The sequence below is a fragment of the Sandarakinorhabdus sp. genome (assembly GCF_031430775.1).
Lineage (GTDB): Bacteria > Pseudomonadota > Alphaproteobacteria > Sphingomonadales > Sphingomonadaceae > Sandarakinorhabdus.
Map to the genome: position 1 here is coordinate 1 of NZ_JANPCD010000127.1, position 14,244 is coordinate 14,244.

Here is a 14,244-nt window from a genome sequence, read left to right on the forward strand (position 1 = left end):
CCGACATCGCCGCCATGTCATGCACCGCGCCGCTGGCATAATGGGCGTGCGTGAGCAGCAGCACCGCCACATCGCCGTCCAGCGCGCCCAGGATATCGCCGCGCGGCACACGATTGACCGTGGCGCCCGCCAGCCCGGCAAGGCCCTGCATCACATAGGCGTCGGTGGGAAAATCATCGGCCTCCATCAGAATCGTGCGCCGGCCCGGCCGAAGCGCGAGCGCGGCGCCGGCCAGCTTGAACAGATTGACGCTGACGGAATCGCAGGCGACGACCGCCCCCGGCTCGGCGCCGATGATGGGGGCGATGGCCGCGCCCAGTTGCTGCGGCAGGCCGATCCAGCCGGCATCGTTCCAGCTGCGGATCAGCCCGCCGCCCCATTCCTCCGTCACCACCCGGGCCATGATGGCGGGCAGGGCGGCGGGCAGCGGCCCCAGCGAATTGCCGTCGAGATACACGACGCCGTCCGGCATCGCGAACCGCGCACGCATTGGCGCCAGCGGGTCGGCAGCATCAAGGGCGGCAAGGTCGGGCGCGGCAAGATCTGGGGGGCTTGTCATGACCTTGCCTTATCCGATGGCGCGGGCACGGCAAGCCCTGTTGCCGCGAAGGCAGCGACCCCCATGCTTTACCTTGCGCGCCGCAGCATCCTCGACTAATCTGGCGCTGTCCAGCCGTCCCCCCAGGGGCGGCTCTTTTTATTCCAGTCCGACAAAAAGGCACTTCTCATGGCCGGTCCCGCCACTCCCCTGATGCCGCATGCCACCGCCGCCTGGCTGGTGGACAATAGCGCGCTGACCTTTGAACAGATCGCCGATTATTGCGGCCTGCACGTACTCGAAATCCAGGCCATCGCCGACGACACCGCCGCCACCAAGCTGGCGGGCCGCGACCCGCTGCGCGCCGGCGAACTCACCGCCGATGAACTGGCGCGCGGCCAGGCCGATCCGGATTATGTGCTGAAAATGGCCCGGCTGCCCGAACAGGCCCGCCGCACGTCCGGCCCGCGCTACACCCCCGTGTCAAAGCGGCAGGACAAGCCCGACGGCATCTTGTGGATCATCAAGAATCACGCCGAAATCACCGACAACCAGATTTCCAAGCTGATCGGCACCACCAAGACGACCATCGCCGCCATCCGCGACAAGAGCCATTGGAACTACGCCAATCTCCAGCCGCGCGACCCGGTGACGCTGGGCCTGACCAGCCAGCGCGAAATGGATGCACTGGTGGCCGCCGCTGCGAAAAAGGCCGGTATCGACATGACGGTCGATCCCGCCAAGGTCGCCGAAGAACGCGCGGCGATGATCGAGCAGCTGCAAACCGAGCGCGCGGCTGCGGCCTATCTGGCCGAACATGGTGCGCCGGTCGTGCCGGGCACCGGCACCGCGCTGGAACAGGGCGAGGCGCTTTTCCGCCGCTGAGCCGCGAGCGCGCAAGCCATGCTTGCGCGCCGACAGGCGCAAGGCCGGCCGGCGGGGCGGCGGACAACAAGTCCGCCGAACCCGTTCGAAGTCAAGCGCGGGCTTTGCCCGCGCCCTTTGCCGCCCAACCTAGCCCCTATTCCTCGCGCCCGCCCAACGGCAACGGCAACTCTGTCGGCGGCTCCCTGTCCAGCAAGCCCGCTGCCTTCAGATCCGCCAGCCCCGGCAAATCCCGCCGCGCACTCAGGTTGAAATGCACCAGAAACCCCGGCGTTGTCGCATATTGCAGCGGCCGCCCAGGCGTTTCGCGGCGGCCGGCGGGCCGCACCCAGCCAGCTTCCATCAACACATCGATGGTGCCGCCACTGACGGCCACGCCGCGAATTTCCTCGATTTCGGGCCGGGTCACCGGCTCGTGATAGGCAATGACCGCCAGTGTCTCGACAGCGGCGCGCGACAGCTTGCGCACGGATTCCCGCCCCACCCGCAGATGATGCGCCAGATCGGGCGCGCTCTGGAATTGCCAGCGCCCGGCGCGCTCCACCAGGTTGATGCCGCGCGGTTCATAGCTGTCCGCCAGCTCGCGCAAGGCCGGCAACAGATCGCCGCGCTCGCCCAGATGGCGCGCAATATCGGTGATGGTCAGCGGCGCATCGGCGGCAAAGACGATGGCCTCCAACGCGCGCATCAGTTCGGGATCGCTCATGCTTTTGCTCGCAGCAGGATGGGGGCAAAGGCCGCGCCCTGGCTGATCGTCACCTTGCCGGTGCGCGTCAGTTCCAGCGCCGCCACGAACGTCGAGGCGAGCACCGACCGCGCATAGTCTTCATCGGCAATGTCACGCGGCAGGAACCGCGACAATTCCGTCCAGTCGGTGCCGGTGCCCAACAGATGCGCCAGGCGTTCAATGGCTTCGTCCAGCGCCATCACCGGCCGCCGCCGCACGACATGCACGCTGCGATTGTTCCGCGCCTGGATGCCGCCATAGGCCGACAGCAGTTCGAACAGGCTGGTGTCGTATGTGGCGATCCTGTCCTGCGCCAATCCTTCGGGGTGCGCGCGGCGGAACGTGTCCCAGCCCTGCTGCGGCCGTGCCAGCAGCCGGGCGCCGACATCGCGCATGGCATCCAGCCGCTGCAACTGGAATTGCAGTTTCAGTGCCAGGTCGGCCGGGTCCGGCGCCGCGCCTGGCTCGGCAGGCAGCAGCAGCAGCGATTTCAGATAGGCCAGCCATGCCGCCATCACGAGATAATCCGCCGCGAGTTCGAGGCTCAAGACCTTGGCGTCGCGAATGAAGTCCAGATATTGATCGACCAGCGCCAGAATTGAAATCTGCGCCAGATCGACCTTTTGGCTGCGCGCCAGCAACAGCAGCAGGTCGAGCGGCCCTTCCCAACTGCCCAGTTGCAGCACCAAGGTTGCAGGCGCTTCGCGGACCGGCAGGTCGAACGCCGCGTCCATCGCTCAGGCCATGCCCAGCAACTGGTCGCGGGCTTCGGCCCAGACCGCTGCCGGCGTCGCATCGCCGGGTCTGGCCCATGCCATGGCCGCCGCCAACCGTGCCGCCGCCGCTTCGCCAATGTCGGGCATCGCCTCGCAAACGCTGCGCATCTCGGCAAAATCGCCCGAACAATGCAGCACGATATCGCAGCCGGCATCAAGGCAGGCGATGGCGCGGGCCCCGAAATCCAGCAGCGCATTGCTGCCCGGCGCCAGGCCACCCGCAGCCGGATTGCCCAGCGCATGCATGCCGATATCGTCCGACATCAACAGGCCATCAAAGCCGATGTCCCGGCGAATGAGGTCGATGACGATCGGCGACAGCGTGGCGCAGCGATGGGGGTCGATGGCGGTGTAGGTGACATGCGCCGTCATCGCCATTGGTGCGGTGTTCAGCGTGCGGAACGGCTCGAAATCCCGCTCCAGCGCGTCGCGGCTGGCATCCACCACAGGCAGTTCGAGATGGCTGTCCGAGGCGGCGCGGCCATGGCCGGGGATATGCTTGACGACGCCGCAGATGCCGCCGGCCCGGAACCCGTCAAGCGTCGCCCGGCCCAGCGCCGCGACCTGCATCGGCGCCATGCCCAGCGCCCGGTCGCCGATGATGTCATGGCCGCCCGCGTCGCGCACATCCAGCAGCGGCAGGCAATCGACGGTGATGCCCAGATCCTTCAGCATCGCTGCCAGCGCCAGCGCATTCAGCCGCATCGCCTCGATCGCGGTAATAGGCGCCTTGTCATACAGGTCGGCAAACCGCTGCCCGGCGGGAAACACCGGCCAATGCGGCGGCCGCAGCCGCGCCACCCGCCCGCCTTCCTGGTCGATCAGGATCGGCAGCGCCCGGCCGGCCAGGTCGGTCAGGCTGGCGGTCAGCGCGCGGACTTGCTCCGGCGTATCGGTGTTGCGCTTGAACAAAATATAGCCGGCGGGGTCGGCGCTGCGGAACAATGCGCGTTCGTCGTCGCCCAGCGTCAGCCCGGCAAGGCCCAGAAATGTCGGCTGCATCCCGTCAATCCACCGCGCTGCACGCGCCGCCGGCGGCCACGATTTTCTTGCAGGTGGCGGCGGTGTCGGCGGTGCTGGAGCGCAGCCGGTACAAGGTCTGGCCGCCGCTTTGCACGGATATGATCGTCTTGCCCGAAACGCCCGCTTTGCCAGCCAGCCGCACCCATTCGGCCTCGGCCTTTTCACGAGTGGAAAAGGCGCCAAGCTGGACGATCCCAGAGCCGGCCGCAGTCGGATCGGCGGGCTTTGCCGGTGTGACCGGTGCCTTGACAGGCACAGCCACAACCGCTTTCGGCGCAGCCGGCGGCTTGACGGGCACAACCGCTTTCGGCGGCAACGCCAGAGCGGGCGCGGTCGTCACGACACCGGCAGTCGGACGAACCGGCGTTGTCTGCGGCGCGGTTCGCACGGCGGCGCCGGGCTGTGCCGGCAGCACGGCGCTCGGCACAGCGTTCGGCGCCACACTCGGCCCTGCACCCGGTGCAGCCGGGCCGGCTGCCCCCGGCAACAGGTCGCGCGGGCGGCCGATCGGTTCTTCGGGCAGGGCGCTGTTGTCGATGATGCTGCCCTGGTCCATGCCTTCGCCGGCCTCATAGATGACATCGCCGGTACCGGGCACATCCAGCCCTTGGCGATCACGCGGCGCCACCTTGTAAGGGCCGATATCGGCCTCGATCAGCGGCGCCTGCTCGGCCTCCATATAGCCTTGTGTCGAGCCGCCATCCTTGCGGCCCAGCAGCAGTACCAGCCCGACAGCAACGATGGCCGCCAACGACAGCAGCAGCGTCAGCGTCCAGAACAGCGAGCGCCGCGACACCTGTGTCGCCGCCGGTCCTGCTTCCTTCAGCCATGGGGCTTCGTCATCGCCTGCCATCAATAAAGCTCCTGCGCCGCCTCGACTCCGATCACCGCCAGGCCGCCGCGCAGAACCTGCCCCACCGCGCCGGCCAGCGCCAGCCGCGCCGCCGTCAGATCGGGGCGGTCCGCCAGCACGACGCGGCGGGCTGCATCGTCATTGCCGGCATTCCACAGGCTGTGAAAGCCGCCGGCCAGATCGGCCAGATAGAAGGCGATGCGGTGCGGCTCGCGGGTTTGTGCCGCCTGTTCGATGATGCGCGGGAAATTCGCCGCCAGCTTGATAAGGGCGAGTTCCTGTCCGTCCAGCAGCGCCGGGTCGGCGGGCGGCAGCACGATGCCGGCTTCTGCGGCCTTGCGGCCCAGCGATGCGATGCGGGCGTGGGCGTATTGGACATAGAATACCGGATTGTCGCGCGACTGTTCGACAACCTTGGCAAAATCGAAATCCAGCGGCGATTCCGGGCGCTTGGTGAGCATGATGAAGCGCACCACGTCCTTGCCGACTTCCTCGACGACTTCGCCCAGCGTGACGAAATTGCCCGACCGCTTCGACATCTTCACCGGCTCGCCGGCGCGCAGCAGCTTCACCAGATTGACGATCTTGATATCCAGCGCCACCCGGCCATCCGACAGCGCCTTTACCGCCGCCGTCATGCGTTTGACATAGCCGGCATGGTCGGCGCCAAAGATGTTGACCAGCGCGTCATAACCCCGGTTCAGCTTGTCCCAATGATAGGCGACATCGCCGGCAAAATACGTCCAGTTGCCGTTGGATTTCTGCATCGCCCGGTCGCTGTCGTCGCCGAACTGCGTCGAACGGAACAGCGTTTGCGGGCGCGGTTCCCAATCGTCGCCGGTCTCGCCCTTGGGCTTTTCCAGCTCGCCCTGATAGATCAGGCCGCGCTGCTCCAGCGCCTCCAGCGCCTCCTGCACGCGCGGCCCCAGCGACGCTTCGGAAAAGAACACGTCCTGGCGGATGCCCAGCAGCGCCAGATCATCGCGGATGCGGTCCATCATCAGGGCGACGGTGCGGGTGCGGAACAGCGTCAGCCAGTCGGCCTCGTCGGCGCCAACCCATGTTGGGCCGAACTCCGCCGCCAGTGCCGCGCCGACCGGCACCAGATAGTCGCCGGGATAAAAGCCTTCGGGGATTTCGATGGTTTCCCCCAGCGCCTCGCGATACCGCAGATGCGCGGAGCGGGCGAGCGTATCGACCTGGCCGCCGGCATCGTTGATGTAATATTCGCGGGCGACGGTGTAACCGGCAAACGCCAGCAGGCTGGCCAGCGCATCACCGACAACGGCGCCCCGGCAATGGCCCATGTGCATCGGGCCGGTGGGGTTTGCCGAGACATATTCGACATTGACCGATTGCCCGGCGCCCATGCCCGATCGGCCATAATCGGCGCCGGCAGCCGTGATGGCGGCCAATTGCGCGTGCCAGACATGGTCCTTCAGGCGCAGGTTGATGAACCCCGGCCCGGCCACTTCGGCGCTTGCCACATCGGCTTGCCGGGCCAGCAGCTGCGACAGGCGCACGGCAATGTCGCGCGGCGCCATGCCGGCCGGCTTGGCCAGCACCATGGCGGCATTGGTCGACAAATCGCCATGGCTGGCATCGCGCGGTGGCTCGACGGTCACGGCGCGCAGGTCCAGCCCGGCAGGCAGTTCGCCGGCGGCGACCAGTTGCCCGATCGCGGCTTCCACGACGGCGGCATAGGTATGAAACAGGTTTGATGAAGGGTTCAAAGGAGGTGCCATGGCTTGAAAAATGAGTGAGACACGCTCTTAGCTGCCTGTCGGGGCGGCGTCATCTTCCTTGTTGAAGTCCCTGGCGGCCTTTCGTTGCGGCCTGTGGACCTCCGTGTTGCACAACTGCCACAGCTTGGCGATTATTGCGCATCAAAGCAATGAATATGACAAGAAACACAACATAATCATTGCATCGCCGAATCGAAGTCGGCATCAGCCGTGTCACTGTTTTAACGGGAGACAAAACATGAAGAATATCGTTCGTTTCGCCGGCGTTGCCCTGATGGCGCTGACCGCTTCCACTGCCCAGGCTGCTGGCGAAGCCCGCGCCGAAGTGCGTGGCGGCCTTGCCTGGTTCAACGGCCTTGGCGCTTCCGGTTCGGAAGCCGTGCTCGGCGTTGCAGTCGGTTATGACTTCGACATCAGCGATTCCGCGTTCATCGGCGTCGAAGGTTCGGCCGACAAGGTTCTGGTTTCCGGTTCCGACATCCTGTGGGGCGTTGGTGGCCGCGTCGGCGCCAAGCTCGGCGATGCAACCCGCTTGTATGCTGCTGGCGGCCTCGGCTTCGGCGGCGGCGACACCGCCCCCTACCTCGGCGTTGGCGCCCAGCAGAAGTTCGGCGGCAGCTTCTACGGCAAGCTCGAGTATCGTCGTTACTTCGACATCGTTGACATCAACACCCTCGCCGTCGGCGTCGGCATGACCTTCTGATTTCGGGTTAATCCTGATTTCAAATGCGAAAATCGTCCCGGCAGTGCAAACTGCCGGGGCTTTTTCATGCGTGCTCGCCAAAGTGCGGTGTTGTGCTCCGCAAAATCATGGACCAATCTTGGCCAAGGGAGACAGGCCATGACCGACCGCGCCGCCTTGATCGAAGCCAGTTTTGCCGCCGCCATCGCAGCGGCCGGCGACCCAGTGCCGCTGGTCTATGCCCGGCTGTTCGCCATGCATCCCGGCATGGAGGCCGAATTCTGGCGCGACCGGTCCGGCGCCATCCGGGGCGAAATGCTGACCCGCGTGTTCGAGGCCATCATGGACATGGCCGGGCCGCAGCAATGGGCGCGGCTTTACATCGAATCCGAGGCGGTGACGCATGACAATTACGGCATTTCGCGCCACGTTTTTGCCGATTTCTTCCCGCTCGTCGCCGCCACCATCCGCGACGCCGCCGGCAGCGCCCTGACGCCGGCAATGGTCGCAGCCTGGGACGATCTTTTGTCAGAAGTGTCTGATATGATTGCCCAATTGCCCGGCAGCGACACCCCGCAGCGGGTCCATGATGTCGAGGCAATATTGCCCACCGGCGTTCGCGGCATCAGCTTTCCGGCAAGCTGAAACGGCTCGGGCCGCACGCGCTATTATACAAGTGTACAATAGCGCGTGCGGCGCCCGATCTGCGATGTTCAGGAGGCGGTGACCGTCTGTTCGATCGCGCCGAAGATACTATGATTGGCGTTGTCCAACATTTCAATCCGCACCGTATCACCCGGCTTCAGCCACGGCGTGACGGGCGCGCCTGATGCAATCGTCTCGATCATGCGGATTTCGGCGATGCAGCTGTAACCGCGCCCACCATCGGCCACCGGCTTGCCCGGGCCTCCGCCAGCATCACGGTTCGACACGGTGCCCGACCCGATGATGCTGCCGGCCACGATGTTCCGCGTCTTGGCCAGATGCGCGATCAACGTGCCGAAATCGAATGTCATGTCGGTGCCGGCATCGGCCCGGCCAAAGGGCGCGCCGTTCAGATCGACGCTGAGCACGCCGTGCAACTTGCCGTCCTGCCAGCTTGCCCCCAACGTGTCGGGGGTGACGAACACCGGTGATAGCGCGCTCGCCGGCTTGGACTGGACAAACCCAAAGCCCTTGGCGAGTTCATCGGGGATCAGCCCGCGCAGCGACACATCATTGACCAGGCCCACGAGGCGGATGGCAGCCAGCGCCTGTTCGCGGCTGGCGCCCTGCGGCACATCACCGGTGACGACGACAACCTCGGCCTCCAGATCAAGGCCCCAGGCCGGATCATGAAACGCAATGGCATCGCGCGCCCCCAGAAACTGGTCGCTGCCGCCCTGGTACATCAGCGGATCATGCCAGAAACTGGCCGGCAGTTCGGCACCGCGCGCCCGGCGCACCAATTCAACATGGTTCACATAGGCCGAGCCATCGGCCCATTGAAAGGCGCGCGGCAGCGGCGCTGCGGCCTCGCGTTCGTGAAAGCGGGCATGCGGCACGGCATCGTGCGCCAGGCTGAGCGCCACCCCTTCGAGGATGGGCGCGGCGCGTTCCCAGTCATCAAGGGCGGATTGCAGCGTCGGATACATGGGCGGCGGTGCGGCGCACCATGCCAGATCATCAGAGACTACGACGAGCCGGCCATCCCGGCCGTGGTGCAATGAGGCTAGTTTCATGATTGTGATGTTGGACTGCGCGCTTGCTGCGCGCAAGGGCCGGACATGAAAATGGCGGGCCCTGTGGACCCGCCATTGTCAGTTCCTGCAATGATCAGGCAGCGACGGCGCGATTGCGGCGAGCCGAGACACCGACCAGCGCGAAGCCGGCAATCAGCATGATCCAGTTTGCCGGTTCCGGCACGGCCGAGACCGCACGCGGCACCGGATCGGCCGAATATGTTCCGCCGGTCACTGTGCGGAAGCTGCGCAGGGCGCCATTTGCGGCCACGGCCGAAGCCGCTGTAATCGAGGTGAATGTCGTCGACCGGTCCAGGCCCGAGCCCGGCGCGAACAACAGGAAGTCGGACGTGAAGGAGATGTTCGTGCCTATCAGGCCCGAGGCAAAGCTGGAGCCCGACGTGCCGCCGTTTGTGGCGAGGATAGAGGCATTGCTGAAGCTGCCTGACAGCAGGTTGGAGCCTGCGGCGTAGGTCGTGGTCACAAAGCCGGGGCCGCTGACCGTGATCGCTGATGTCGTAAGATAGCTGAAGGTGCCGCTGATGCCGCCCTGGACAAGAAGCGACCCGAGCAATTGCGCAGGCGAACCCTTCGCAACGACGGCGTCAAGCCGATACAAGGAGGTGACGTTGGTGACGAAGGGCGAAAGCGCCGAATTCAGAAAACTGAAATTGACGCTCACCGCACCGGCCACAGTGCCGGTCGGCGTTGCAGTCGTATAATAAACCGCATCGTTGGCGCGGCTGGCGCCGGTGCCGGAGTTCACGAAACGAAGGTTGGCGCCGCTGATCGGGCCGAAGGAGGCAAAGGTGGTCACAACGGCGGCCGCCGGTGCGGCAACGGCCAGCGTTGCCAGGGCCGCAATGATTGCAAGGCGTTTCATAAACGCAAACTCCAGTGGTTTTCGGTATCGCGACGCAGTCAGGTCGCTTGATTAGCATTACAACTCTGCAATAAACGTGCCACATGGCTTTTCGCGTCAAGCAGTTGATTTCATTGTAACTGGCTATGTCGCCATTTTGCAGAGTGTAAAATCTACCGACGTTTTCAGGCGAATGCGGCCGTGTCGAGCGGGATGCGCTAGGCCGACAATTCGTCTTCGGAGGTCGCGAACAGCGTCGCCGCGCCGCGCGTGACCGGGCCGGACAGCGCGCCGACCTGCGGCAGGATCTGTTCGGCAAAGAAACGCGCTGTGACGATCTTTGCGTTGAGGAATTTGGGGTCGAGCCCAGAATCGGCCGGGGCGGCCTTCAGCTGTGCCGACGCGACAAGCGCCTGTTTGGCCAGCAACCATCCGCCGATGGTGATGCCCATCATGCGCAGATATGGCGTCGCGCCGGCGGCGATATCATCCGGGTTATTGGCGCCGGTCATCCAGACCGTTGCGGCGCGGGTGGCGGCAAGCGCATCCTCCAGCCATGGCGCAAGGCCGCGCAATTCGGCACTGGCGCCGAGCTCGCCCAGCGTGTCGCCGATTTGGGCAAACACCTCCTGCCAATGCGCGCCGCCGTCCATGCCCAGCTTGCGGCCGACAAGATCCAGCGCCTGGATGCCGTTGGTGCCTTCATAGATCGGCGCTATGCGGGCGTCCCTCAGGAACTGCACCGCACCGGTTTCCTCGACATAACCCATGCCGCCGAACACTTGCAGCGCCATCGACGCCACCTCGACGCCGACATCGGTCGCCCATGCCTTTGAAATCGGCGTCAGCAGATCCGCGAGGCCGGCGCCTTGTCTGTCGCCCGCGTGGGCGCGGTCCACCGCTGCCGCGTTCAGATACACCAGCGCCCGCGTCGCCTCGGTCAGCGCGCGGCAGGTCATCAATGTGCGGCGGACATCGGCGTGTTCGATGATGCGCACCGGATCACGGCTGCCGCCGAATTTTGCCGACTGCACGCGGCTGCGCGCATAGGTCAGCGCATGCTGGGTTGCCGCCTCGGCAATGGCGACACCTTGCAGGCCGACCTGCACGCGGGCGTTATTCATCATGGTGAACATGGCGCGCATCCCGGCGCCTTCATCGCCGACCAGCCAGCCGATGCAATTGTCGTTGTCGCCGAATGACATCGTGCAGGTGGGCGAGGCATGGATGCCAAGCTTGTGCTCCATGCCGACGCACTTCAGGTCGTTGCGCGCGCCATCGGGCAGGAATTTGGGCACGAGGAACAGCGAAATCCCCTTGGTGCCGGCCGGCGCATCGGGCAGCCGCGCCAGCACCAGATGGACGATATTGTCCGCCGCATCATGTTCGCCCCAGGTGATGTAGATCTTGGTGCCCTTGACGCGGTAGCTGCCGTCGCCAACTGGCTCGGCGCGCGATTTCAGCGCGCCGACATCGGAACCGGCGGACGGCTCGGTCAGGTTCATGGTGCCTGTCCATTCGCCGCTGACCAGCTTGGACAGATAGCGTTCCTGCAATGCCGGGGACGCATGCGCCGCCAATGCCTCGATGGCGCCCTGGCTCAGCATCATGCACAGCGCGAACGCCATGTTGGCGCTGGTGAGCTGTTCCTGCACGGCGACCGCGACCACGAACGGCAGGCCCTGGCCGCCGTGCGCTTCTGCAACGCCAAGCCCGGCCCAGCCGCCGTCGACATACAGGCGATAGGCATCGGCAAAGCCCGGCGGCAGCGTGACGACACCGTCCGCCAGCCGGGCATGCGTCTGGTCGCCCACCATGTTGAGCGGCGCGAACACGCCGCTGGCCAGCTTGCCGGCCTCGGACAGGATCGCGGCGACCATGTCGGGGGTCGCATTGCCGTATTGCGGCAAGGCCGCCAGCCCCGGCACATCGGCAATGGTGTCGAGCACGAACTGCTGTTCGGTGATGGGCGCGGTATAGGGCATGCAAATCGGCCTTGGGCTGTTGTCGCAGCCGGTATAGACGCGGGCGATGACCGACAAAAGCCGCATCCTTGCCGCTGATGCTGATGGCATTGCCGCAGCCGCGGCGGTGCTGCGCGCCGGCGGCATCGCGGCGGTGCCGACCGAGACCGTCTATGGTTTGGCCGCACGCGCTGATGACGGGGCGGCTGTGGCGCGCATTTATGAGGCCAAACAGCGGCCCGGCTTCAATCCGTTGATCGTGCATGTGTCTGGCGCCGTGCAGGCTCAGACGTTGGTGCATGTGTCGCCGCTGGCCGCGCAGTTGATGGCGGCGTTCTGGCCGGGGCCGCTGACTCTGGTCTTGCCGCGCCTGGCGGGCGCGCCCGTTGCCGATCTGGTCAGCGCCGGCCTGCCGACACTGGCACTGCGCTGCCCGGCGCATCCGGTGATGCAGGCGCTGATTGCCGCGGTCGGGCCATTGGCAGCGCCGTCCGCCAACGCCTCGGGCCGGATTTCGCCGACCAGTGCCGCGCATGTCGATGCGTCATTAGGGGAAGATGTCGGCCTGATATTGGATGGCGGGCCGAGCGCGGCCGGGCTGGAATCGACGATCATTGCGGTCGAAAATGACGCCTGGACGCTGCTGCGCCCCGGCGCCGTGCCCGCCGAAGCTATTGCTGCCATCGCCGGGCCGGGCCGGTCTGTGCAGGGCGCTGCGCCGGCCATTACCGCCCCCGGCATGCTCGCCAGCCACTATGCGCCGAGCCAGCCGGTCCGCCTCGGCGCCTTGACCGCCAGCGCAAGCGAATTCCATGTCGGCTTCGGCAGCATCACCGGCGATGCCAACCTCTCCCCCACCGGCGATCTCACCGAAGCCGCTGCGCGCCTTTTCGCCCTGCTCCACGAGGCACAGGCCTCTGGCCGCCCTGCCATCGCCGTCGCGCCTATTCCGCACCACGGCCTGGGCGCCGCCATCAACGACCGGCTGCGAAGGGCTGCGGCGCCGAGGGTTTGAGGCGGCGGGTCGCTACCGGGACAAGGAAAAATACTATCGCGGGCAGGGAAACCGGACCATGTCTCGATCATTGTATCGGCAGCGGACGCAATCTGATAAGAATGGAACGCGTTCCGACTGGAGCTGGCAATGGACAAGCGATCGGTGGTTCTGGCGCTGGTGGCAGCGCTTCTGGGCAGCACGGCGGCGCAGGCGGTGACAACCGTGGTCAATGCCGTGCTCGACCGGCCCTATACCTTCCCGGGGCCGTCGGACCGAAACCCCGGCTATTATACGCAATATTTGCCCGCCTTTGCATTTGATCCCGGTGATACGCTTGACGTCACGCTGACATTTGTCGGCGGAGCGCAGTTGAACCTCGGTTTTCTTCCCTCCATCGTGCAATTCACGGTGTTTGGCGGCACTGGCGCCACGGGTACGGTGTATCAATCGACCGCGACTTTCAGTTTCATCAATCCCGCCGGCGCCGTGAACGAGACAACGGGTCCACGCACTGGCGTCTTCGACCGCAATCCAGCCGTCGCCTTCACGGGCGTCCGCCAACGCCAACGCGGACCGCTAGCGTTCGATGGCATGCGTGTCGTCATCCACCTCGATAGCGCCGTGCTGCCCTACGGACCGCCGGGGCCAGTGCCGCCGGCCACCTTCAGCGCATTTTCGGTTCGGTTCACCAACGATGTCCCCGAGCCGGCGGTTTGGACGATGCTGATCATGGGCTTTGGTTTGACCGGCGCGACGGAACGGCGGCGACGTATTCAGTATCTTGCACATCAACAGCCTTGAAATCTCGCCGGTAAGATATATCTTGAGTTTATTATAACAACTCAAGGAACCCCAAAATGCACTTCAGAACCCATTGCGGCGGCTCCCGCCGCGAACATCGCCAGGGCGCGCGCTGGTCGGCATTCGCACAGGCGTTCGGCGCGGAAATGGCTGGGCAGGCGATGCGCGGCGGCTTTGGCCGGCGGCGGATGTTTGACGGCGATGCGCTGCGCATGCTGTTGCTCAAGCTCATCAGCGATGCGCCGCGCCATGGCTATGAACTGATCAAGGAGATCGGCGCGCTGTCGGGCGGATTCTACACGCCCAGCCCCGGCATGGTCTATCCGATGCTGACGCTGCTCGCCGATCAGGGCATGGTCGAGGAGCAAGCCGATGGCAGCCGCCGGCGCTTTGCCATCACACCTGCCGGTCAGGCCGAGCTTGACGGGGCTGCCGATACGCTCGCCGGGTTGCTGGCCAGGCTGGCCGAAATGGCGGCGGCAGCGGCGCCCGACGAAACTGGCCCGGTGCGGCGCGGCATGGCCAACATCAGGATGGCAGTGCAGACCCGCATGGCCGCCGATGGCGCCGGCAAGGACACCGCCTTCGACATTGCTGCCATCCTCGACGAGGCGGCGCGCAAGATCGAGCGGTTGTAAGCGGCTGCGCCCCGGCATAGCCTTGGCGGGTC

Annotated in this window: 14 protein-coding genes and 1 pseudogene; 6 read left to right on the top strand and 9 right to left on the bottom strand. The window is 65.7% G+C overall.

Going from position 1 to position 14,244, the window contains the following annotated elements:
- Positions 1 to 559: pseudogene (locus RMQ73_RS07770) on the bottom strand (kynureninase); the annotation flags it as partial.
- Positions 560 to 727: 168 nt separating this feature from the next.
- Between RMQ73_RS07770 and RMQ73_RS07775 the strand changes: the two are divergent.
- Entirely contained in the window at positions 728 to 1,423 is a 696-nt protein-coding gene (locus RMQ73_RS07775; protein ID WP_310497548.1) for a cell cycle transcriptional regulator TrcR, read from the top strand.
- 136 nt (positions 1,424 to 1,559) lie between these two features.
- Here RMQ73_RS07775 and scpB read toward each other — a convergent pair whose 3' ends face one another.
- The 5 genes from scpB to argS are packed head-to-tail and all read right to left on the bottom strand — an operon-like array spanning position 1,560 to position 6,547.
- Positions 1,560 to 2,129, bottom strand: a complete 570-nt coding sequence (gene scpB / locus RMQ73_RS07780) for an SMC-Scp complex subunit ScpB (protein WP_310497550.1) — start codon at positions 2,127 to 2,129, stop codon at positions 1,560 to 1,562.
- On the bottom strand, positions 2,126 to 2,884 hold the full coding sequence (locus tag RMQ73_RS07785; RefSeq protein ID WP_310497552.1) for a ScpA family protein: 759 nt from the start codon (positions 2,882 to 2,884) through the stop codon (positions 2,126 to 2,128). The genes scpB and RMQ73_RS07785 overlap by 4 nt, the downstream gene beginning before the upstream one ends.
- A gap of 3 nt (positions 2,885 to 2,887) precedes the next feature.
- Positions 2,888 to 3,928: a glycoside hydrolase family 3 N-terminal domain-containing protein gene (locus RMQ73_RS07790; protein ID WP_310497554.1), complete on the bottom strand. Its 1,041-nt coding sequence runs from the start codon at positions 3,926 to 3,928 to the stop codon at positions 2,888 to 2,890.
- A gap of 4 nt (positions 3,929 to 3,932) precedes the next feature.
- Positions 3,933 to 4,802: an SPOR domain-containing protein gene (locus tag RMQ73_RS07795; RefSeq protein ID WP_310497556.1), complete on the bottom strand. Its 870-nt coding sequence runs from the start codon at positions 4,800 to 4,802 to the stop codon at positions 3,933 to 3,935.
- Positions 4,802 to 6,547: an arginine--tRNA ligase gene (gene argS / locus RMQ73_RS07800; protein ID WP_310497558.1), complete on the bottom strand. Its 1,746-nt coding sequence runs from the start codon at positions 6,545 to 6,547 to the stop codon at positions 4,802 to 4,804. Before argS ends, RMQ73_RS07795 begins: the two co-directional genes overlap by 1 nt.
- A gap of 238 nt (positions 6,548 to 6,785) precedes the next feature.
- On the opposite strand from argS, the gene RMQ73_RS07805 reads away from it, so the two are divergent.
- Positions 6,786 to 7,250: an outer membrane beta-barrel protein gene (locus RMQ73_RS07805; protein ID WP_310497560.1), complete on the top strand. Its 465-nt coding sequence runs from the start codon at positions 6,786 to 6,788 to the stop codon at positions 7,248 to 7,250.
- Positions 7,251 to 7,388: 138 nt separating this feature from the next.
- Positions 7,389 to 7,874, top strand: a complete 486-nt coding sequence (locus RMQ73_RS07810; RefSeq protein WP_310497561.1) for a globin — start codon at positions 7,389 to 7,391, stop codon at positions 7,872 to 7,874.
- Positions 7,875 to 7,942: 68 nt separating this feature from the next.
- Here RMQ73_RS07810 and RMQ73_RS07815 read toward each other — a convergent pair whose 3' ends face one another.
- The 3 genes from RMQ73_RS07815 to RMQ73_RS07825 form a co-directional block, all read right to left on the bottom strand.
- Entirely contained in the window at positions 7,943 to 8,950 is a 1,008-nt protein-coding gene (locus RMQ73_RS07815) for a fumarylacetoacetate hydrolase family protein (protein ID WP_310497562.1), read from the bottom strand.
- A 94-nt stretch (positions 8,951 to 9,044) separates the two neighbouring features.
- Positions 9,045 to 9,833 (bottom strand): PEPxxWA-CTERM sorting domain-containing protein, encoded by a 789-nt coding sequence (locus RMQ73_RS07820; RefSeq protein WP_310497564.1) that lies wholly within the window; start codon positions 9,831 to 9,833, stop codon positions 9,045 to 9,047.
- Between the two features lie 197 nt (positions 9,834 to 10,030).
- On the bottom strand, positions 10,031 to 11,797 hold the full coding sequence (locus RMQ73_RS07825; RefSeq protein WP_310497565.1) for an acyl-CoA dehydrogenase: 1,767 nt from the start codon (positions 11,795 to 11,797) through the stop codon (positions 10,031 to 10,033).
- Positions 11,798 to 11,843: 46 nt separating this feature from the next.
- On the opposite strand from RMQ73_RS07825, the gene RMQ73_RS07830 reads away from it, so the two are divergent.
- From RMQ73_RS07830 to RMQ73_RS07840, 3 genes are all read left to right on the top strand, one after another.
- The gene (locus RMQ73_RS07830) at positions 11,844 to 12,791 is read left to right on the top strand and encodes an L-threonylcarbamoyladenylate synthase (protein ID WP_310497566.1); all 948 of its coding nucleotides are present in this window, start codon (positions 11,844 to 11,846) and stop codon (positions 12,789 to 12,791) included.
- Positions 12,792 to 12,920: 129 nt separating this feature from the next.
- Positions 12,921 to 13,574, top strand: a complete 654-nt coding sequence (locus tag RMQ73_RS07835; protein ID WP_310497567.1) for a PEPxxWA-CTERM sorting domain-containing protein — start codon at positions 12,921 to 12,923, stop codon at positions 13,572 to 13,574.
- A 56-nt stretch (positions 13,575 to 13,630) separates the two neighbouring features.
- Entirely contained in the window at positions 13,631 to 14,212 is a 582-nt protein-coding gene (locus RMQ73_RS07840; protein ID WP_310497569.1) for a PadR family transcriptional regulator, read from the top strand.
- The last annotated feature ends 32 nt before the right edge of the window (positions 14,213 to 14,244 follow it).

What these genes read in the sequence shown, in the direction of transcription:
- RMQ73_RS07775 (WP_310497548.1), top strand. Translation starts at nt 728, where the DNA reads ATGGCCGGTCCCGCCACTCCCCTGATGCCGCATGCCACCGCCGCCTGG.
- scpB (WP_310497550.1), bottom strand. Translation starts at nt 2,129, where the DNA reads ATGAGCGATCCCGAACTGATGCGCGCGTTGGAGGCCATCGTCTTTGCC.
- RMQ73_RS07785 (WP_310497552.1), bottom strand. Translation starts at nt 2,884, where the DNA reads ATGGACGCGGCGTTCGACCTGCCGGTCCGCGAAGCGCCTGCAACCTTG.
- RMQ73_RS07790 (WP_310497554.1), bottom strand. Translation starts at nt 3,928, where the DNA reads ATGCAGCCGACATTTCTGGGCCTTGCCGGGCTGACGCTGGGCGACGAC.
- RMQ73_RS07795 (WP_310497556.1), bottom strand. Translation starts at nt 4,802, where the DNA reads ATGGCAGGCGATGACGAAGCCCCATGGCTGAAGGAAGCAGGACCGGCG.
- argS (WP_310497558.1), bottom strand. Translation starts at nt 6,547, where the DNA reads ATGGCACCTCCTTTGAACCCTTCATCAAACCTGTTTCATACCTATGCC.
- RMQ73_RS07805 (WP_310497560.1), top strand. Translation starts at nt 6,786, where the DNA reads ATGAAGAATATCGTTCGTTTCGCCGGCGTTGCCCTGATGGCGCTGACC.
- RMQ73_RS07810 (WP_310497561.1), top strand. Translation starts at nt 7,389, where the DNA reads ATGACCGACCGCGCCGCCTTGATCGAAGCCAGTTTTGCCGCCGCCATC.
- RMQ73_RS07815 (WP_310497562.1), bottom strand. Translation starts at nt 8,950, where the DNA reads ATGAAACTAGCCTCATTGCACCACGGCCGGGATGGCCGGCTCGTCGTA.
- RMQ73_RS07820 (WP_310497564.1), bottom strand. Translation starts at nt 9,833, where the DNA reads ATGAAACGCCTTGCAATCATTGCGGCCCTGGCAACGCTGGCCGTTGCC.
- RMQ73_RS07825 (WP_310497565.1), bottom strand. Translation starts at nt 11,797, where the DNA reads ATGCCCTATACCGCGCCCATCACCGAACAGCAGTTCGTGCTCGACACC.
- RMQ73_RS07830 (WP_310497566.1), top strand. Translation starts at nt 11,844, where the DNA reads ATGACCGACAAAAGCCGCATCCTTGCCGCTGATGCTGATGGCATTGCC.
- RMQ73_RS07835 (WP_310497567.1), top strand. Translation starts at nt 12,921, where the DNA reads ATGGACAAGCGATCGGTGGTTCTGGCGCTGGTGGCAGCGCTTCTGGGC.
- RMQ73_RS07840 (WP_310497569.1), top strand. Translation starts at nt 13,631, where the DNA reads ATGCACTTCAGAACCCATTGCGGCGGCTCCCGCCGCGAACATCGCCAG.